General features: G+C 70.3%; 16 protein-coding genes. 8 read left to right on the top strand and 8 right to left on the bottom strand.

The window, feature by feature from the left end:
* Positions 1-2: 2 nt before the first annotated feature.
* The 7 genes from gyrA to dnaA form a co-directional block, all read right to left on the bottom strand.
* Positions 3-2,879: a DNA gyrase subunit A gene (gene gyrA, locus ACFQ53_RS00555; protein WP_377853796.1), complete on the bottom strand. Its 2,877-nt coding sequence runs from the start codon at positions 2,877-2,879 to the stop codon at positions 3-5.
* Positions 2,880-2,950: 71 nt separating this feature from the next.
* A complete protein-coding gene (gyrB, locus tag ACFQ53_RS00550) occupies positions 2,951-5,029 on the bottom strand; it encodes a DNA topoisomerase (ATP-hydrolyzing) subunit B (RefSeq protein ID WP_377854479.1) in 2,079 nt (692 codons plus the stop codon).
* A gap of 474 nt (positions 5,030-5,503) precedes the next feature.
* Complete coding sequence (locus ACFQ53_RS00545; RefSeq protein WP_377853793.1) at positions 5,504-6,457, bottom strand: phosphotransferase; 954 nt, start codon at positions 6,455-6,457, stop codon at positions 5,504-5,506.
* Between the two features lie 113 nt (positions 6,458-6,570).
* Positions 6,571-7,347: a DUF721 domain-containing protein gene (locus ACFQ53_RS00540; RefSeq protein WP_377853790.1), complete on the bottom strand. Its 777-nt coding sequence runs from the start codon at positions 7,345-7,347 to the stop codon at positions 6,571-6,573.
* Entirely contained in the window at positions 7,344-8,621 is a 1,278-nt protein-coding gene (recF, locus tag ACFQ53_RS00535) for a DNA replication/repair protein RecF (RefSeq protein WP_377853787.1), read from the bottom strand. The genes ACFQ53_RS00540 and recF overlap by 4 nt, the downstream gene beginning before the upstream one ends.
* A gap of 20 nt (positions 8,622-8,641) precedes the next feature.
* Complete coding sequence (gene dnaN, locus ACFQ53_RS00530) at positions 8,642-9,766, bottom strand: DNA polymerase III subunit beta (protein ID WP_249477840.1); 1,125 nt, start codon at positions 9,764-9,766, stop codon at positions 8,642-8,644.
* 596 nt (positions 9,767-10,362) lie between these two features.
* Complete coding sequence (gene dnaA / locus ACFQ53_RS00525) at positions 10,363-12,162, bottom strand: chromosomal replication initiator protein DnaA (RefSeq protein ID WP_377853780.1); 1,800 nt, start codon at positions 12,160-12,162, stop codon at positions 10,363-10,365.
* A 399-nt stretch (positions 12,163-12,561) separates the two neighbouring features.
* Between dnaA and rpmH the strand changes: the two genes are divergently transcribed.
* The 7 genes from rpmH (at position 12,562) to ACFQ53_RS00490 (ending at position 17,143) form a co-directional block, all read left to right on the top strand.
* Complete coding sequence (gene rpmH, locus ACFQ53_RS00520) at positions 12,562-12,699, top strand: 50S ribosomal protein L34 (RefSeq protein WP_152353963.1); 138 nt, start codon at positions 12,562-12,564, stop codon at positions 12,697-12,699.
* Positions 12,700-12,734: 35 nt separating this feature from the next.
* Complete coding sequence (gene rnpA, locus ACFQ53_RS00515) at positions 12,735-13,148, top strand: ribonuclease P protein component (protein ID WP_377853777.1); 414 nt, start codon at positions 12,735-12,737, stop codon at positions 13,146-13,148.
* Positions 13,148-13,438, top strand: a complete 291-nt coding sequence (gene yidD, locus ACFQ53_RS00510; protein ID WP_249481148.1) for a membrane protein insertion efficiency factor YidD — start codon at positions 13,148-13,150, stop codon at positions 13,436-13,438. The genes rnpA and yidD overlap by 1 nt, the downstream gene beginning before the upstream one ends.
* A gap of 85 nt (positions 13,439-13,523) precedes the next feature.
* Positions 13,524-14,624, top strand: a complete 1,101-nt coding sequence (gene yidC, locus ACFQ53_RS00505; RefSeq protein ID WP_377853774.1) for a membrane protein insertase YidC — start codon at positions 13,524-13,526, stop codon at positions 14,622-14,624.
* A 95-nt stretch (positions 14,625-14,719) separates the two neighbouring features.
* Positions 14,720-15,490, top strand: coding sequence for a protein jag (locus tag ACFQ53_RS00500; RefSeq protein WP_377853772.1), 771 nt, complete (start codon positions 14,720-14,722; stop codon positions 15,488-15,490).
* Complete coding sequence (gene rsmG, locus ACFQ53_RS00495; protein WP_377853769.1) at positions 15,490-16,227, top strand: 16S rRNA (guanine(527)-N(7))-methyltransferase RsmG; 738 nt, start codon at positions 15,490-15,492, stop codon at positions 16,225-16,227. Before ACFQ53_RS00500 ends, rsmG begins: the two co-directional genes overlap by 1 nt.
* Positions 16,228-16,261: 34 nt before the next feature.
* A complete protein-coding gene (locus ACFQ53_RS00490) occupies positions 16,262-17,143 on the top strand; it encodes a ParA family protein (protein ID WP_249477834.1) in 882 nt (293 codons plus the stop codon).
* A 278-nt stretch (positions 17,144-17,421) separates the two neighbouring features.
* Here the strand turns inward: ACFQ53_RS00490 and ACFQ53_RS00485 are convergent, their stop codons facing one another.
* Positions 17,422-18,021, bottom strand: coding sequence for a hypothetical protein (locus tag ACFQ53_RS00485; RefSeq protein ID WP_377853765.1), 600 nt, complete (start codon positions 18,019-18,021; stop codon positions 17,422-17,424).
* Between ACFQ53_RS00485 and ACFQ53_RS00480 the strand changes: the two genes are divergently transcribed.
* Entirely contained in the window at positions 18,005-19,198 is a 1,194-nt protein-coding gene (locus ACFQ53_RS00480) for a ParB/RepB/Spo0J family partition protein (RefSeq protein ID WP_377853762.1), read from the top strand. The two genes, ACFQ53_RS00485 and ACFQ53_RS00480, sit on opposite strands and share 17 nt — an antisense overlap.
* Positions 19,199-19,448: the final 250 nt, after the last annotated feature.

Below are 19,448 nucleotides of genomic sequence, written 5' to 3'. Positions count from 1 at the left end.
GGTCACTCCTCCGATGAGACGTCGCCGGTGGACGCGTCGTCGCTCGACGCGTCGTCGGACGCACCCGAGCCTAGAGCATCTGCGTCCGCATCCTCGGCAGACGCGTCGGGCGCCTGCTCCGCGGGATCGACCGCGGGACCGGCCGACGGATCCTCCGCTCCATCCTCCGGGTCGGCCTCGTCGAGGTCGACGTCGGACTCGGCGCTCACGGCGACCAGCACGATGTGGTCGTTCTTGCCGGGCTTGGCGAAGACGACGCCCATGGTGGTGCGGCCCTTGACGGGGATCTCGGCGACGCGCGAGCGCACCACCTTGCCCTTCTCCATCACGACCAGCAGCTCGTCGCCCTCCTCGACGACGGCTGCGCCCACCAGGTGGCCGCGGTCGTCGGGCAGCTTGGCGACGCGGATGCCGAGGCCGCCGCGGCCCTGGACCCGGTACTCCTCGATGTCCGAGCGCTTGGCGAAGCCGCCGTCGGTCACGGTGACCACGTAGGTGCCGGGGCGCACCACGTCCATCGCGAGCAGCTCGTCGTCGTGGCGGAACTTCATACCGGTGACGCCGCTGGTGGCGCGGCCCATCGGGCGCAGCACGTCGTCCGAGGCGGGCATGCGCACGCTCTGGCCGTTGCGGGAGACCAGCAGCAGCTGGTCGTCGCCGTCGACCACGCGGGCGGCCACGAGCTCGTCGGGCTGGGGCCCGTCGGCCGTCTCCATCTCACGCAGGTTCACGGCGATGATGCCGCCCGTGCGGGACGAGTCGAACTGGGTGAGCGCGGTCTTCTTCACGAGGCCGTGGCGGGTGGCGAGCACCAGGTACTCGGCGTCCTCGTAGCTGGAGATCGCGAGGACGGAGGCGATGTGCTCGTCCGGCTGGAAGGCGAGCAGGTTCGCCACGTGCTGGCCCTTGGCGTCGCGCGGGGCCTCGGGGATCTCGTAGCCCTTGGCGCGGTAGACGCGGCCGGCATCGGTGAAGAACAGCAGCCACTGGTGGGTGGTCGTGGTGAAGAAGTGCTGGACCACGTCGTCGTCCCGCAGGCTGGCGCCGCGCACGCCCTTGCCGCCGCGCTTCTGGGCGCGGTACTGGTCGGTGCGGGTGCGCTTGACGTAGCCGCCCTTGGTGATGGTGACGACCACGTCCTCCTCGGGGATGAGGTCCTCCATCGACATGTCGCCGTCGAAGGGCAGGATCTCGGTCCGACGGTCGTCGCCGTACTTGTCGACGACGCCCGCGAGCTCCTCGGAGACGATGTCGCGCTGGCGCTGCGGGGAGGCGAGGATCGCCTTGTACTCCTCGATGAGGGCCTGCAGGCGGTCGTGCTCCTCGATGATCTTCTGGCGCTCCAGGGCGGCCAGGCGACGAAGCTGCATCGAGAGGATCGCGTTGGCCTGGACCTCGTCGATCTCGAGCAGCTCCATGAGGCCGGTGCGGGCCTCGTCGGCATCCGGGGAGCGGCGGATCAGCGCGATGACCTCGTCGAGCGCGTCGAGCGCCTTGAGGTAGCCGCGGTAGATGTGGATCTGCTCCTCGGCGCGGTCCAGACGGTACTGGGTGCGGCGCACGATGACGTCGAGCTGGTGCTTCGTCCACTCGCGCACGAAGGAGTCGACGGACAGGGTGCGCGGCACCCCGTTCACGAGCGCGAGCATGTTCGCGCTGAAGTTCTCCTGCAGCTGGGTGTGCTTGTACAGGTTGTTCAGCACGACCTTCGCGACGGCGTCCCGCTTGAGCGTGAGCACGAGGCGCTGGCCGGTGCGGCCCGAGGTCTCGTCGTTGATGTCGGCGATGCCCTGGAGCCTGCCGAGCTTGACGAGCTCCGCGATCTTGCGGGCGAGCGAATCGGGGTTGACCTGGTACGGGAGCTCGGTGACGACGAGCGCCATCCGCCCGCGGATCTCCTCGGTGGAGACCACGGCGCGCTGGGTGATGGAGCCGCGGCCGGTGCGGTAGGCGTCCTGGATGCCGCGGGTTCCCACGATGGTCGCGCCCGAGGGGAAGTCGGGGCCCTTGATGCGCGCGAGGCACGCGTCCAGCAGCTCCTCCTTCGTGGCCTCGGGGTTGCGCAGCAGCCACTGGACGGCCTCGGACACCTCGCGCAGGTTGTGCGGCGGGATGTTCGTGGCCATGCCCACGGCGATGCCGGCGGAGCCGTTGCACAGCAGGTTCGGGAATCGCGCCGGCAGGATCGTCGGCTCCTCGAGGGTGCCGTCGTAGTTGTCCTGCATGTCGACGGTGTTCTCGTTGATGTCGCGCACCAGCTCGAGGGCCAGCGGCGCCATCTTGCACTCCGTGTACCGCGAGGCGGCCGCGCCGTCGTCGCCGGCCGAGCCGAAGTTGCCCTGGCCCAGGATCAGCGGGTAGCGCATGTTCCAGGGCTGCACGAGGCGCACCATGGCGTCGTAGATCGCGGAGTCGCCGTGAGGGTGGTAGCCGCCCATGACCTCGCCGACGACCTTCGCGCACTTCGAGAAGGAGCGGTCGGGGCGGTAGCCGCCGTCGAACATCGCGTAGACGATGCGGCGGTGCACGGGCTTGAGGCCGTCGCGCACGTCCGGGAGGGCGCGGTCCACGATCACGCTCATCGCGTAGTCGAGGAAGGAGCGCTGCATCTCCTGGTTCAGGTCGACCTGGGTGATCAGGTCGCCCTCGCCCTCGTCGAGCGGGTCCACCAGGGTGATCACGCGCTCGGAGGCCTCGCCGACCTCGATCTGGGTGCCGCCGGCGTCAGGCCCGTCGGGGCCGACGGGCGCTCCCGAGCCGGTCGCGTCGTCGGAGGGGTCGGGGACGTCGCCCGCGCCCTCGGCGCCGGTCGGGGTGTGCTGGTCCTCGGGGCCGCCCGGGGTGCCGGGGTTCTCGGGGGTGTCGGAATCGTCGTTCATCAGCTGGCGCCTTTCGTTCAGGGCCTGTCAGTGCGGGTCGTCTCGGAGGGGCGGGGCGGGCTCGCTCTCGATCAGATGTCGAGGAAGCGCACGTCCTTCGCGTTCTCCTGGATGAAGCGGCGGCGGGACTCGACGTCGTCGCCCATGAGCACGGAGAACACCGCGTCGGCGTCGGCCGCCTCGTCGACGGTGACCTGCTTGAGGGTGCGCGAGGCGCGGTCCATCGTGGTGGTCTGCAGCTCCTGCCAGTCCATCTCGCCCAGGCCCTTGTAGCGCTGGATGCCGTTGTCCTTGGGGATCCGCTTGCCGGAGGCGCGGCCCTCGGCGAGGCGCGCGTCGCGCTCGTCGTCGCTGAACACGTAGTCGTGCGGGGCGTTGGACCACTTCAGGCGGTACAGCGGCGGCATCGCGATGAACACGTGGCCGAGCTCGATGAGCGGGCGCATGTAGCGGAACAGCAGCGTCAGCAGCAGGGTGCAGATGTGCTGGCCGTCGACGTCGGCGTCGGCCATCAGGATGATCTTGTGGTACCGCAGCTTGGTGGCGTCGAAGTCCTCGCCGATGCCGGTCCCGAAGGCGGTGATCAGCGAGCGCACCTCCTGGTTGTCCAGGGCGCGGTCCAGACGCGCCTTCTCGACGTTCAGGATCTTGCCGCGGATCGGGAGGATCGCCTGCGTGCGCGGGTCGCGGCCCTGCACGGCGGAGCCGCCGGCGGAGTCGCCCTCGACGATGAACACCTCGCACTCGGCGGGGTTGCGGGACTGGCAGTCCTTGAGCTTTCCGGGCATGCCGCCGCTCTCGAGCGGGGACTTGCGGCGGGTCGCGTCGCGCGCCTTGCGGGCGGCCTCGCGGGCCAGCGCGGCGCTCTGGGCCTTGCGCACGATGTCGCGGGCCTCGCCCGGGTGGGACTCGAACCAGTCGCCGACCTTCTCGGTCATCACCTTGGAGACGAAGGTGCGGGCGATGGTGTTGCCGAGCTTGGTCTTGGTCTGGCCCTCGAACTGGGGCTCGCCGAGCTTCACGGAGACGACCGCGGTGAGTCCCTCGCGGATGTCCTCGCCGGTGAGGTTCGGGTCCTTGTCCTTGATGAGGCCCTGCGCCTTGGCATAGCGGTTGACGACGCCGGTGAGCGCGGAGCGGAAGCCCTCCTCGTGGGTGCCGCCCTCGTGGGTATTGATCGTGTTGGCGTAGGTGTGGACCGACTCGGAGTAAGCGGTCGTCCACTGCATCGCGATCTCCACGGAGATCATGACCTCGGTGTCCTCGGCCTCGATGTCGATGATCTCGGGGTGCACGATGTCGGCCCGCTTGACCGAGTTGATGTAGGCGACGAAGTCGCGCAGGCCGTTCTCGTAGCGGTAGGTGACGGTGCGGGGCTTCTTCGGGTCGGTGCCCTCGGCGGCGTCCTCGGCCTCGCGCGCGACGTCGACGGCCTGGTCGTCGTCCTCCTCGACGTCCTCCGGGCGCTCGTCGGTCAGCGTGATCCGCAGGCCCTTGTTGAGGAAGGCCATCTGCTGGAAGCGCTTGCGCAGCGTCTCGAAGTCGTAGTCGACGGTGTCGAAGATGTCGGCATCGGCCCAGAAGGTGATCGTGGTGCCGGTGTCCTCGGTCTCCTCGCCCTCGACGAGATCCGTCGACGGGGCCCCGCGCAGGTAGGTCTGGCGATGCACGTGGCCCTCGCGGCGCACCTCGACGTCGAGCCGGGTGGACAGGGCGTTCACGACGGAGGAGCCCACGCCGTGGAGACCACCGGAGACGGCGTACCCGCCGCCGCCGAACTTGCCGCCGGCGTGCAGCTGGGTGAGCACGAGCTCGACGGTGGGCTTGCCCTCGGTGGGGTGCATGCCGATGGGGATGCCGCGGGCGTGGTCGACGACCCGCACTCCGCCGTCGGCCAGCAGCGTGACCTCGATGGTCTCTCCGTAGCCGGCCATCGCCTCGTCCACGGAGTTGTCGACGATCTCCTGGACCATGTGGTGCAGGCCGCGCTCACCGGTGGAGCCGATGTACATGCCGGGGCGCTTGCGGACCGCGTCCAGGCCCTTGAGGACGGTGATGTCGGAGGCGCCGTAGTTCCCTCCGGCGACCTCGGCCGAGAGCTGGTGCTCGGTCTCCTCCGACGTCTGCTCCTCGGGATTCTCGGCTGCCATCGCGCTGTCGCTCACGTCGGGGTTCGCTCCTCGGGTCTCGGTGCACACAGCGAGCGGGGACTTTCCGCCGACGGGTGCCGTGCTCGCCGGCCGACGGCATCGCCGACCGCAGATGGCGCACCGATCCCCCCACGGCGCGAGTCCGTGCGATGACCTGGGGCGACCCGGAGCGAGCGGCCGCAGCCGACGTCTCCTGATCCGCGGCCGTGGATGCTTCCGGCCGAACCTCTTCATTCTAGCGGATCCGGAGCCACGATTCACGCCATGCGGCACGAAAATGGGGACAGATCGCCCCCGGAAGTGCCTCCAGGAGGCTCTGCGACGCCTCTCGGAGTGATCCGGGGTGGTGGAGATGAGGGCCGGTACGTCCGGCGGGCCGCTGACGCGTCTGGAGGGCGCCTGGTGCTTCGGCCCGGCGCCGCGCGGCGCCTTCCGCGCCGTCGACGTCCGCGGCATGCCCCTCCGCGGCAGCACTCAGGGGCGACCCTCGCGCTCCCAGCGTCGACGGACCATCGGCAGGAGGTGGTCACGGCTGCTCCGACGGTGCTCGCCCAGGGTCGGCAGCGAAGGATCGACGTCCCATCGGGAGGCGTCGACGAAGAAGCCGAGGATCCCTGCGAGAACATCGGTCGCGTCGGATCTCGGCGCCCCATGTCGGTCCATGAGCGCGTCGATCCGGGCGTCGACGTCCAGCGCCCCATCGGCGTCGTCCACCGAGGCGAGCAGCTGCAGGGCGTCTGCGACGCGGCTGCCCCGGCCGGCCCAGGCCCAGTCCACGATCACCACGGATCCGTCGGGCCGCACCAGCAGGTTGTCCGCTCGGAGGTCGGTGTGGCACAGCGTGTCCCCGTCCAGCGAGGCGATCCCGTCGGTCCCGGCTGTGGCGAGATCTCGGATGCGCGCACGAATCCAGGGATCGAGATCCGCAGGGGGATCTGCGTGAACCCGCTCGAATCCTCGTAGGTCCTCCCCGGTCAGATCGGGAACGGACGGAGCACTCGGGAGAGGTGAGGGAGTGGCCTCCCGCTGCAAAACGTCCAGGGTCTCGAGGACCGCGTCGAGCACCGACGGTGTCCACGGCAGAGTCGGGAGCGAGCCCTCGACCGCCTCGATCATGAGCACGAACCAGGGGCCCTCGCGGAAGGAGGCGATCAGTCGTGCGGCGGGGACCGCGGGAGGGATGCGCTCGAGGTTCTCTGCCTCCTGGAGGTTCAGGCACATCGAGCCGGCGTTGGTCCGTGCCGTCACCGCCTTCACGAAGGCCGTGCGCCCATTGCGGGCGGTGACGAGCTCAGCGCTGCTCGGGGAGAAGCCTCCGTGGGCGCTGCGATGCGCGCGGACCGGCGCGCCGAGCACATCCCCCACGCGGGCACGCACGCTCTCGGGCAGGTCGTTCCAGGTCAGACGGTGGGTCGTGGGCTCGGTCATGGTTCTCCTCCCAGTGGCCGACGATCCGATGATTCCGAGGTCCGGACGGGGTCTCCACCGGTTTTCCGGTGCGCGCCTCCCCGACCACCGGAGATCGACGGCCCGTCTTCGGCTCAGCCGTAGGTGTCGCGGGGGCCGCGCCAGGTGACCGTGCGCCGGCCTCTCTTCCACGAGCGCTCGGCCGCCGCGGGCCCGGTGACGCGCAGTTCGGAGACGACGTGCGCGCCCACGTGCTCCTCGATCGTGGAGATCAAGCGGGGCGTGAGCATGCGCATCTGCGTGGCCCAGGCCGAGGAGCTCGCCGAGACCACGAGGACTCCCTCGTCGAGAGAGACGGGAGTGCAGTGCTCGGCGACGCTCGCCCCCACGATCTCGTCCCATTCCTCCAGGACGCGCCCGGAGTTCATGCCCTCGGTCCAGCCCAGGTCGCCCAGCACCCGTCGCATCACGGCCTCGAGCCCCTGCGGGTCACGGGCGTCGGGGCGGGAGCCCGAGTACCCGGGTGTGCTGCGCTTCCGTCGCTCGTGCAGACCCTGGGTCTTCGCGGAGATCGGGAACAGGCCGCGATCCCGCGCGGCGGCACGGGAGCGGTTGACGGTGCGCCGGGCGAGCTCGAAGGAGTCGTCGCTGCGCGGCAGCTCGGGAGGGTCGACGGGCTCCTCGTCGACGCGATCCACCTCGCCGGGCGTCCGGCCGGCGGACCTGAACGCCGGCTCGTCCGCCGGTTGCTCCGCCTCCCCCTTCATCGGCGAGGTCGCGCCGCCCCGACGTGCAGGAGCACGCCGACCGCCGCTCCCGGCGAGGGCCTGGCGCCTCTCCTCCTGCGCAGCGCGCTCCCGCCAGGTGCCCAGGTCGTAGGGGTTCGGCACCCCGCCCGACGCGGGAGTCACCAGCTGCTCCCGCCGCCGTGATGGAGCGTGCCCTCACGCACGCGGGCCTCGCCCAGCTGCACGTCGACCACGTGGATCTCGCCCTCGAGGGAATCGGGGATGTCCGAGTCGTTGGCGGTGGTGATGAGCACCTGTGAGGCGCCGGTGACGATGCGTCCCAGGCGCTCACGGCGACTGGTGTCGAGCTCGCTGAAGACATCATCCAGCACGAGGATCGGCTCGCCGTCGCCGAGATCGCCCTCCTCGAGTCGCAGCAGGTCGTAGGAGCCCAGGCGCAGAGCGAGGGCGAGGGACCAGGACTCGCCGTGGCTCGCGTACCCCTTGGCGGGGAAGCCGTGCAGACGGATCTCGAGGTCGTCGCGATGGGGGCCGACGAGGGTCACGCCCCGATCGACCTCGTCGTCGCGCTTGGAGACGGCCTCGGCGAGCAGGGCGTCCTCGAGCTCCTTGGTGCTGGGCAGCGCGCCGTCGGGCACGGCGAGGGTGTCGAGCACGCTCGAGCGGTAGGAGATGTCGGCCGGGGAGTCGATGCTGCCGCGCTGGTCGGGAGGCAGGTCGAGGGAGGACTCGGCGCCGGCGTCGCTCGCCACGCGCAGGTAGGAGTAGCCCACGTGCGGGCGCAGACGATTCACGAGATGCACGCGCGCGCGCAGCAGCTCGGCGCCGAAGCGGGCGAGCTGCTGATCCCAGACCTCGAGGGTCGAGACGGCCGCCTCCTCGGGGTCGAGACCGCCCACGGAGCGGCCGGCGCCGCCGCGGCGCATGGTGCGCATCTGCTTGAGGAGGCCCGTGCGCTGCTTGACCACCCGGTCGTAGTCGGCCTTCACGCCCGCGAAGCGCGGGGCGATCAGGAAGAGCAGCTCGTCGAGGAATCGCCGTCGGCCTTCGGGATCGGCCTTGACCAGGCCCAGGTCCTCGGGGGCGAAGAGCACGGCGCGCACCTCGCCGAGCAGGTCCCGCAGGCGGTTCAGAGCGGCACCCTGCACGCGCGCGCGGTTCGACTTGCCCGGGGTGATCTGCAGATCGACCTGCAGGTCGCGGCCGGCGCGCACGAAGGCGGCGCGGATGATCGCGGTCGATTCCCCGCGCCGCACCAGGGCGGCGTCGTGCGGGACGCGGTGGCTGGAGAGGGTCGCGAGGTACCAGAGCGATTCGACGATATTCGTCTTGCCCTGCCCGTTGGGGCCGACGAAGACGGTCACGCCGGGGGCGAAGGGCAGCTCGAGGTGCTCGTAGGAGCGGAAGTCGAGAAGATCCAGGGAGGTCAGATGCACGGGGACATCACCCCGCCCCCTCAGATCCGCATCGGCATGATCAGGTACTTGTACTCACCGGAGGCATCGCCCTCGAGGGACTCCTGGCCGCTCATGACCGAGGGCTTGATGGAGTCGGTGAAGGTGAGCTTCGCGAAGTCCTCGCCGAGGGCGCCGAGGCCGTCGAGCAGGAAGCCGGAGTTGAAGCCCACCACGAGCTCCTCGCCGTCGAGCTGGGCCTCGAGGGACTCGGAGGCCTGGGCGTCGTCGCCGGCGCCCGCCTCGAGCGTCACGTTGCCCTCGGTGAAGGAGAAGCGCACGGGCGTGTTCCGCTCGGCGACCAGGGAGACGCGCTTGACCGCGTCGATGAGGGGAGCGGTCGCGACCACGGCCGTGATCGGGGTCGAGCTCGGGAACAGGCGGCGCACCGGCGGGTAGTCGCCGTCCACGAGGGTCGAGGTGGTGCGGCGGCCGCCGGACTCGAAGCCGATGAGGTTCGCGGAGGAGTCGTCGGAGATCGCGATGTCGACGCTGCCACCGGTCGCGAGGGAGCGGGCCACCTCCTGCAGGGTGCGGGCGCGCACCAGGGCGGTGATCTCGAGGTCGGGCCGCGAGGGACGCCAGGTGATCTCGCTCATCGCGAGGCGGTAGCGGTCGGTCGCCATCAGCGTCATCTTCTCGCCGACGATCTCGACGCGCACGCCGGTCAGCAGCGGGAGGGTGTCGTCCTTGGAGGCGGCGACGGTGACCTGGGAGATCGCCTCGGCGAACACGTCGGCCTGGACGGAGCCCGCGACCGGGGGCATCTCGGGGAGCTGCGGGTACTCGTCGACGGGAAGGGTCGCCAGGGAGAACGCGGCGCTCCCGCAGCGGACCTCGACCTTGGTGCCGACCAGCTCGATCGAGACGTCCTTGTTGGGCAGCGAGCGGACGATGTCCGAGAGCATGCGGCCCTGGACCAGGACCTCGCCCGGATCCTCGACCTCGGCGGGAAGCGTGATCTGCGCGCTGACCTCGTAGTCGAAGGTCGACAGCAGCAGCTCGCCGGTGCTCTGGGCGACGATGCGCACGCCCTGCAGGATCGGCATCGCGGGCCGGACGGGGAGCGTACGGGTCGCCCAGGTGACGGCGTCGCCGAGGACGCCGCGGTCGAGGTGGAACTTCACCGTTGCCACTCCTTCGCAGGGGGTCGAGGTCGGTGCCGGTCTGCCGGCGGATCAGGTGCGAGGTGCCGAGCGGCCGGGGACACCGGCTCTCGGCGGGAATCGCCCCGGGGACGGATCCCGCGGGGCGCGGTCGCCAGCGTAGCCGCTCGGAGGCACTTCTCGCGACACACCGAATCACACGCTTGACATTCACTGCCTCGAAGCTCCGGGGTCTCCAGGCCGACGGACGCAGCCCTCGCACCACGACTTCTCCACATCATCAGCGGAACAAGAACAGGATTCCTCTTCTTCACGGCTGTTGATGTCGTGGAGAACTCACATCATCGCAGGTCACACCGCATGATGCGGTCGTGCACGCAGCGTTGACGACGACGTCCTCGATGTGGGCGCTCTGTGCACATCTGTCCGATCCGGCCCTCATAACCACAAGAATCCATGCACATCGACCCCTGCGGGAACGCTCCACCCTCCACATTGTCCACAGAGTTGTTCACACTGGGGACGAAGACCTCTCGACCTCCCCTGTGATCCATGGTCTGTCGCACGGTGTGTCAGGGCCTCGGACGCTCAGGGCATGCCCGCTTCGGGTTCGGGCCTCAGGCGTTCTGGGAACTCGAGTTCTTGATGCGCGCCGTCAGCTCGGTCACCTGGTTGAAGATCGCCCGCCGCTCCTTCATGAGCTCGGAGATCTTCTTGTTCGCGTGCATGACGGTCGTGTGGTCGCGGCCGCCGAACTCCTCCCCGATGCGGATCAGCGGCATGTCCGTGAGCTCGCGGCACAGGTACATGGCGATCTGACGGGCGGTGACGAGCACGCGCGTGCGCGCGCCGCCGGTGATCTGGTCGACCGTGAGCCCGAAGTAGGACGCGGTCTGCGCGATGATCGTCGCTGCCGTGACCTCGGCGCCGTCGTCATGGGCCAGGAGGTCCTTCAGCACGCTCTCGGCGAGGGAGACGTCCATCGGCTGCCGGGACAGGGAGTGCAGGGCCTGCACTCGGATCAGGGCGCCCTCGAGCTCGCGGATGTTCGTGGAGATCCTCGAGGCGATGTACTCCAGGACGTCCCGGGGGACTTCCTGGGTGCCCTCCATCTCGACCTTCTTGCGCAGGATCGCGATGCGGGTCTCGAGGTCCGGCGGCTGCACGTCCGTCATCAGACCCATCTCGAAGCGGGAGCGCATGCGGTCCTCGAAGCCGCCCAGCTGCTTCGGGGGCAGATCGGAGGTGATGACGATCTGCTTGTCCGCGTTGTGCAGGGTGTTGAACGTATGGAAGAAGGCCTCCATCGTCTCCGGGGCCCGCTGCAGGAACTGGATGTCGTCGATGAGCAGGATGTCGATGTCGCGGTAGCGGCGATGGAACTCCTGCGCCTTGCCGAACTGGCCGGACTGCACGGAATTGATGAAGTCGTTGGTGAACTCCTCGGAGTTCACGTAGCGCACCTCGATGCCCGGGTACAGCGACTGCGCGTAGTGGCCCACCGCGTGCAGCAGGTGGGTCTTGCCCAGGCCCGAGCCGCCGTAGATGAAGAGCGGGTTGTAGGCGCGGGCGGGGGCCTCGGCGACCGCGGACGCCGCGGCCTGCGCGAAACGGTTCGAGGAGCCGATGACGAAGGTGTCGAAGGTGTACTTCGCGTTCAGGCGCGAGTCCGAGCCCAGCGTCGACTCCTCGTCGGCGGGTGCGGTCGCCTCCGCGGGCCGACGGGCCTCGTCGACCCGCTGCGTCCTCTCCGAGCGACGGGCCTCGTCCTCGTGGGCGAACCACTCGGCGTCCTCGCGCCGGCTGCGAGTCTCGGACGACGCCCCGGCCGTCCCGGCCTGCGCAGGCTCCTCCGCGGGGAAGCGATCGGCGCCGAACGGTCGGCGGGCACCGGCGCCGCCCGTCGGGGCGGGGTCGGGGGACGAGAAGGACGACGGCGAGGACGTCAGGGGCGAGGGAGCGGAGCGCGACACCCCGGCGGCTGCCGACGACGGGGCCGACGAGGGACCGGAGGAGCCGGAGGAGGTGGTCCGAGCGCCCCCGGAGCCGTCCTCTCCGTCCACGTTGTCCACATCGGTGTCCACAGCACCGGTGGATGCGGTGCGCTCGGCGGTGGCCGTGCTCCGCGGGGATTCGTCGTCGTCCTCGAAGAGGGACTCGTCGACGGTCACGGCGAAGCGGGTCTCCCTGCCTGTGGCCTCGGACAGCGCCTCCTTCAGAGCCCCTGCGATGCGCTGCTCGAAGAGGTCCTTCGCCCAGGTGGAAGGCGCTGCGACCAGGGCGGTGTCCGCGACGATGGCCATCAGCCGGGAGAGGGTCAGGAAGGCCATGGCGCGCTCGGTGACGGTCTCGTACCGACGCAGGATCCGAAGGGTCTCGTCCCAGGTCGCGTCGTAGTCGACGGCTGTCTCGTCCATGCTGCTCTCCGTACGGGCTCAGGGTTGTCCACCCAGTTTTCCACAGTCTCGGAGCCCCTGGGGACGCTCCGGGCGTGAGCATGCACATCGCCGGGAGCGACCGGTCGTCGTCCCGTCACCGGACCGTCATGGGAGCGTCGCCGGGACGCCCCGGGATCCCTCGCATCCGGTGAGAATCGCACCACAATCGGGCTGACCAGCGCCGCGTCCGTTGACCCCCCGTGTGCCCGAGCCTAGGATCGTGCAGTCGTCGCTGTGCCGCCCCCTGGGTCGGCGGAGTCGCACGGATCCGGGCCCCACGTCGGCCCCGGACACCGGAAGCGCCCGCCCCCGTGATCGCGCAGCGGCCCCAGAGCCACCGCGAGAGGCACGCCCCTGTGCCGCGATCGAGGAGAACCGATGACCAAGCGTACGTTCCAGCCGAACAACCGCCGCCGCGCCCGCAAGCACGGCTTCCGCGCCCGCATGCGCACCCGCGCCGGCCGCGCCATCATCAACGCGCGCCGTTCGAAGGGCCGCTCCGAGCTCTCGGCCTGAGCCTCGGCTCGACCGGTGATCTCGGAGGCAGGGCCATGAGCTGGTCCCGCCACCGGCTGCACACGGCGCAGCAGTTCCGCACGGCCACCCGCCGAGGAGCCCGCGCCGCACGATCCCACGTGGTCGCCCACCTGGTCCTCCGCACGGAGGAGGCCCAGGAGGCCCGCGTGGGATTCGTCGTCTCCACGAAGGTGGGCAACTCGGTGGTGCGCCATCGGGTGGCCCGTCGTCTGCGGGAGATCGTGCGCAGCCACCTGACCGAGATCCCCGAGCGCTCCGACCTGGTGCTGCGGACCCTCCCCGGGGTGCAGGACGTCCCCTTCGCCGACCTCGAGGAGCAGGTGACGGGCGCGATCGCGAGCGCCCGCCGCAAGCTCGAGAAGCGCTCGGCGCCGAGAGCCTCGGAGAGCACCGCGTCCGGGACGCCGACCACGGCGGTCGCGCCGTGATGACCCTGGCGGCGCTCCCGCGCCGGGTGCTCATGCTCCCGATCCGCGCCTACCAGGTGGGGATCTCGCCCTACACGCCGCCGGCGTGCCGCTTCGACCCCGTGTGCTCGCAGTACGGCATGGACGCCCTGCGCAGGCACGGAGCCGTCAAGGGACTGCTGCTGACCGCCTGGCGGATCGTGCGCTGCAATCCCTTCACCCGGGGCGGGATCGATCCCGTGCCGGCCCCCGGGATGTGGACGAACCCACGTCCCGGCCATCGCTCGCGAGGGCGGCGCCCAGCCCGATAGGGCCTACCCTTGTCCGAGACCCCGACCCGCAGCCGTCACACCGCATGAACGACATGCGCCTACGGACGGCAGGAAGATCAGGCCGATGCCCAACATCCTCTATCCCATCGAGTGGGCCGTCGCATGGATCATGGTGCTGTTCCACCGGTTCCTCGACCTCTTCATGGACGGCAGCTCCGGCTGGACCTGGCTGCTGTCCATCGTGGGACTCACGATCGTCGTCCGCACCCTGATCACGCCGCTGTTCATCCGGCAGATCCGCTCCTCGCGCGCCATGCAGGCGGTCTCGCCGCAGCTCAAGGCCGTGCAGAAGAAGTACAAGGGCAAGACCGACCAGGCGTCCCGGCAGGCCATGAGCGAGGAGACCATGGCCATCTACCGGGAGGCCGGGGCGAACCCGCTCTCCTCGTGCCTGCCGCTCGTGCTGCAGATGCCGATCTTCTTCGCACTGTTCCGGGTGCTGTTCTACAAGCTCAAGGATGCGGCGAACGGGGAGGCCTTCGGCCCCCTGACGCATGACCTGGCCTCCAACGCGTACCACGCGACCCTCTTCGGCCACGTCACCATCGCGGACAGCTTCCTGAACTCCGGCGCGGGCGGCATCGGCACCAAGATCGTCGCGGGCGTCATCATCGCGCTGATGTGTCTGGGCAACTTCATCACCCAGAAGGAGCTGACGATGCGGAACATGCCGCCGTCGGCCCTCGAGGGCCCGATGGCGAGCACCCAGAAGATGATGATCTACATGCTCCCGTTCATCTACGTGATCACGGGACCGGGCCTGCCGATCGGCGTGCTCACCTACATGCTGACCACCACCTTCTGGACCATGGCGCAGCAGGCGATCGTGGTCTACACGTACCCGACGCCCGGCTCGCCCGCCGAGGCCTCGCACCAGAAGCGAATCAACGCCAAGCGCGAGAAGAACGGCCTCGAGCCCCTCGACTTCACGCCCAAGAAGCCCGTGGTCGTCGACGACGACGCCCCCATCCGGGTCCAGCCCAAGGCCAACAAGGGCGGGAAGAAGATGACCGACGCCGAGCGCCTCGAGGCGGCTCGCGAGGCGCGCCGCAAGGCCCAGGAGGAGCGGCGGGCGCGCGGCCAGGCCGGTGGCGAGCAGGCCCCCGATCTGTCCGGCAAGAAGCCTTCCAACGCCCTGAACAAGGGCAAGAAGCGCAAGCGCTGAGTCGTTCCCCGCACGATCCCGCAGGGGCGGATCGCCCCGCCCCTGCGGATCCGATGCACGGCCCACGGCCTTATCCATCCCCCGAGGAGAGCACCATGACCGAACCCAGCACCTCCGACGACGCGGTCGAGACGCCCGAGGTCCCCACGAGCACCCCGGTCGTCGAGACCGGCGACGCCCCCGAGGCCCGCGCGCCCGAGGCCGAGGCTCCCGCGGCCGACGCCGCGGCGAGCACGGCCCCCGAGACCGAGGAGCGGTCGTCCGACGCGTCCGCAGCCGATGAGGGCACGGCCGACGAAGACGGCGCCGGCGCGGATGCCGCAGACGAGGCCCCGGCGCAGGAGCGCGCCGCATCCGAGGACTCCGACGAAGAGCCCGCTGCGCCCCGTGATCCGGCCGAGCGCGTCCGCGAGCTCGAGGAGGAGGGCGACATCGCCGCCGACTACCTCGAGGAGCTTCTCGACATCGCCGATCTCGACGGCGACATCGACATCGATGTGGACGGGGACCGCGCGTCGGTCGAGATCCGCGGCGCCGACCGCCTCGCGCAGCTCAACGGCTCGCGCGGCGAGCTGCTCGACGCCCTGCAGGAGCTCGCCCGCCTCGCCGTGCAGTCCCGGACCGGCAACCGCTCGCGTCTCATGCTCGACATCGGCGGCTTCCGCGCGCAGCGCAAGGACGACCTCGAGCACCTCGCCGAGGATGCCGTCTCGACCGCCCGCGAGAACGGCCGTCCGGTGCCGCTGCGGCCGATGAACCCCTTCGAGCGCAAGGTCGTCCACGACGTCGCGAAGCAGGCGGGCTTGCGCTCCGAGTCCGACGGGGACGGCAAGGACCGCCACGTCGTCATCTACCCGGCGTCCTGATGGGCGTCGGTCCCGCGGGCCCCGAGGGCGCCGTCGGCAGCGATGACACGGCGCCGGCGCTGCCCGAGCACCTGCGGCCCGTCGCCGAGCGGCTGCTCGGTGACCGGCTGGGCCTGGCCGAGCGCTTCGTCGGCATGCTCGCCACCGACGGTCTCGAGCGCGGCCTCATCGGCCCGCGCGAGGTGGACCGGCTCTGGGAGCGCCACCTGGTCAACTGCGCGCTTCTCGCCGACGCGATCGACGAGGGGACGCGCACGCTGGCCGACGTGGGCTCCGGTGCGGGGCTGCCCGGTGTGGTCCTCGCCATCGCCCGGCCGGATCTGCGGATCACCCTCATCGAGACCATGCAGCGTCGGGCGAGCTGGCTCGAGGAGGTCGCCGAGGAGCTGGGGATCGAGGTCGAGGTGGTCCGTGCCCGCGCAGAGGATCTGCATGGGGAGCGGACCTTCGACGCGGTGACGGCGCGGGCCGTGGCGGCCCTCGAGAAGCTCGCGAAGTGGACCCTGCCGCTCGTCGCCCCCGAGGGGGAGCTGCTGGCGCTCAAGGGGAGCTCCGCGGCCGAGGAGATCGAGCGCGCGCAGACGGTGCTTCGTCGCCTGGGCGGAGTCGATCCCCAGGTGCTGGAGCTCGGAGTGGGAGAGGTCGAGGTTCCCACTACAGTGGTCAGGGTGCGCCGCGCCCCGCAGGGCGGGAGCGCGAGCACTGCACGGACGAGGAAGGGAGAGGCACGTGGCTGACGGCCGCAGCCGTTCCACCGGTCCCACCGGGAGCATGGACGACACCCCTCTCATGCGCCAGCTCGCCCGGGACCATGCTCGTCGACGGGAATTGGAGGGACTCGTGTTCGACGCTCCCGAGAGCACGCGCGTGATCACGGTGGCCAACCAGAAGGGCGGCGTGGGCAAGACGTCCACGACCGTGAATCTCGCGGCCGCCCTGGCCATGGGCGGGCTGAAGGTCCTGGTCATCGACATGGACCCGCAGGGCAACGCCTCGACGGCGCTGGGCGTGGACCATCAGTCCGAGGTCGCGAGCATGTACGACGTCCTCGTGGAGTCGACCCCTCTGGACGATGTCGTGCAGGAGGTCGACGAGGTCGACGGCATGCTGTGCGCCCCGGCCACCATCGACCTCTCCGGTGCGGAGATCGAGCTGGTCTCGATGGTCGCCCGCGAGAACCGTCTGCGCGGCTCGATCCGGGACTATCTCGCCGCTCGCGAGTCCTCGGGACGCGAGCGCCTGGACTACGTGCTCATCGACTGCCCGCCGAGCCTGGGCCTGCTGACCGTGAACTCGCTGGTCGCCGCCCGCGAGGTGCTCATCCCCATCCAGGCCGAGTACTACGCGCTCGAGGGCCTCACGCTGCTGCTGAAGAACATCGATCTGCTGCGTCAGCACCTGAACCCGGAGCTCGTGGTCTCCTCGATCCTGCTGACGATGTACGACGCCCGCACCCGGCTCGCGGCGCAGGTCGCGGAGGACGTCCGCACGCACTTCCCGGATCAGACCTTCGGGACGACGATCCCGCGCTCCGTGAGGATCTCGGAGGCGCCGAGCTACGGCCAGACCGTGCTGTCGTACGATCCGACGAGCAGCGGCGCGCTTGCCTATCGGTCGGCCGCGCACGAGCTCACCACACGAAGCGTCCCCTGACCTGCAGCGGGACGCCGCACAAGACCCTGAACCCATGAACGGCTCGAGAGGCGAGGACGCCCCGGAGGCCCGCACGATCACTGAGCAGTGAGGACGGACATGACGCAGAAGCGAGGACTCGGACGCGGTCTGGGTGCGCTGATCCCCGGGGGGTCCACGCCTCCCGCCGAGCAGCCTCTGCGCACGCGCAGCCATCCGCGCACGTCCGCCGAGCCCGGGGAGAGCGGAGCCTCCACGCGCCCCGTCGACATGTTCTTCTCCGGCGAGCCGACGGACGGTCAGTCCTCCGAGCGCACCCGCGCCGCGCGCGGGGACATCGCCGGCGACATGGCACGCGATGCGCGTGAGCGCCGCGCCGCCTCCCGCACCCCCCGCTCCTCCCGCGCCCGCGGCGGTGTGGCAGCTCGCAGCGTCGCCTCCCCCTCGGAGACGCCGGTGCAGGAGGCTCCGGTGCAGGACTCTCCCGCGGCGACGGACGGCGCCGACGAGTCGACCGAGGCGGTGGCGTCCTCGGCCCCTGCATCGAGCGTGGAGTCGTCGTCCGAGAAGTCGTCCACCACGAAGTCCACGTCCAAGGCGCCTGCGGCCAAGAAGTCCACGGCCAAGAAGCCTTCGGCGTCGAAGGCCGCAGCGTCGAAGTCCTCTTCCTCGAAGGCCTCCTCTTCGAAGAGCAGCTCGTCCAAGAGCTCCTCCGCGAAGGATGCCGCGTCCACCTCCGGATCCACCAGCGGAGCTGCGAAGCCGGCGTCGGATGCGTCCGCGACGAGTTCTGCGGAGAGTGCTTCCGCGCAGCCGAAGAGCGCACCATCCACGCGGTCCGCAGCGTCGGCGAAGCGGTCCGGCGCTCCCACGAAGTCCCCCGTGGCCTCCACGTCCACGGACCATGCCGACCAGGAGAAGCCGCAGCAGAGCGCTGAGGACGGCGCGCAGCCGACCTCAAAGGTCAGCACCCCTGCGCACGAGGAGAGCGTCCCGCTGGACAGCACCGCTGCGGGGGCCGTCGGGCCGCGGCGCGAGGACAGTCCGGTCGTGGACGTCGAGCCCGGCCACCGATTCCCCGCTCACGAGGAGACCGTGGAGACGTCGCCACAGCGCGAAGACCCCACGGACGTCTCCGCCGGCCCGACAGCGGGCACCGATGACGGGCTCGAGCCCGACGACGCGGAGGACGACTCCCTCGACGGCGGCGACGCGGACGACCAGAGGGGACTCATGCCGGTCCCCGGTGCCGAATTCGCCGAGATCCCGATCCACGAGGTCCGGGAGAACCCGCGCAACCCCCGTACGGACTTCGACGATGACCAGCTCGACGAGCTCGCGTTCTCCCTGCGCGAGGTCGGCGTGCTGCAGCCGGTCGTGGTGCGCCCCATCCCCGTCACCGACGATGGCGAATCCTTCGAGCTCGTCATGGGTGAGCGGCGTTGGCGTGCCGCCCGTCGCGCCGGGCTCGCGACGATCCCCGCGATCATCCGTGCCACCAGCGACGATGACCTGCTGCGGGACGCTCTGCTGGAGAACCTCCACCGGTCGCAGCTGAATCCTCTGGAAGAGGCTGCGGCGTATCAGCAGCTCCTCGAGGACTTCGGCTGCACTCAGGACGAGCTCGCCGATCGCATCGGGCGCTCTCGTCCCCAGATCTCGAACACGCTGCGTCTGATGCGCCTTCCGGCCCTCGTGCAGCGGCGCCTGGCCAGCGGTGCGCTCTCCGCGGGCCACGCGCGTGCTCTCCTCGCGGTCGAGGATCCGCGCCTGCAGGAGGAGCTCGCGCAGCGCGTCGTCGCAGACGGGCTCTCCGTGCGGGAGACCGAGCGCCTCGCCTCGCGCGGGACCGAGCCGGCGGCGAACCGCCCCGCTCCCCGACGCACGAGCTACAACCCGCGCGTGGTCGACCTGACAAGTCGACTGTCGAACCGTCTGGAAGCCCCTGTGAAGATCGACGTGGGCAAGCGCAAGGGTCGGATCACGATGGAGTTCTCGAACCTCGACGACCTCGAGCGCCTCGCGGCGAAGATCGGACTGGACCTCGGCGAGGCCTTCGGCTCGCAGGAGAGCTGAAGGCCTCCGCGCCTTCTCTACGAAGAAGCCCTCCCCGCGTCGAGCGGGGAGGGCTTCTTCGTTCCTTCTGTGAAACGTGCAGAGACGTGCGGTGCACCCGAGCTTGGGGTTGGCTGCGGCTCCCAGGGCCGACCGGTGGGAGGCGTCCGGACAGGCCACGACGTGAACGCCCGTGGTATCACAAGAGTCACTCACGTCTTGTGACGTGAGCGGCGGGCGACCCAAGGCCTATGGTCTTCCGGGCAGCGCT

Source organism: Brachybacterium sp. NPDC056505 (genome assembly GCF_042794925.1).
GTDB classification, from domain to species: domain Bacteria; phylum Actinomycetota; class Actinomycetes; order Actinomycetales; family Dermabacteraceae; genus Brachybacterium; species Brachybacterium kimchii.
The sequence above is the reverse complement of the archived record's forward strand: the minus strand, read 5'-3'. Positions and strand labels throughout refer to the sequence as shown.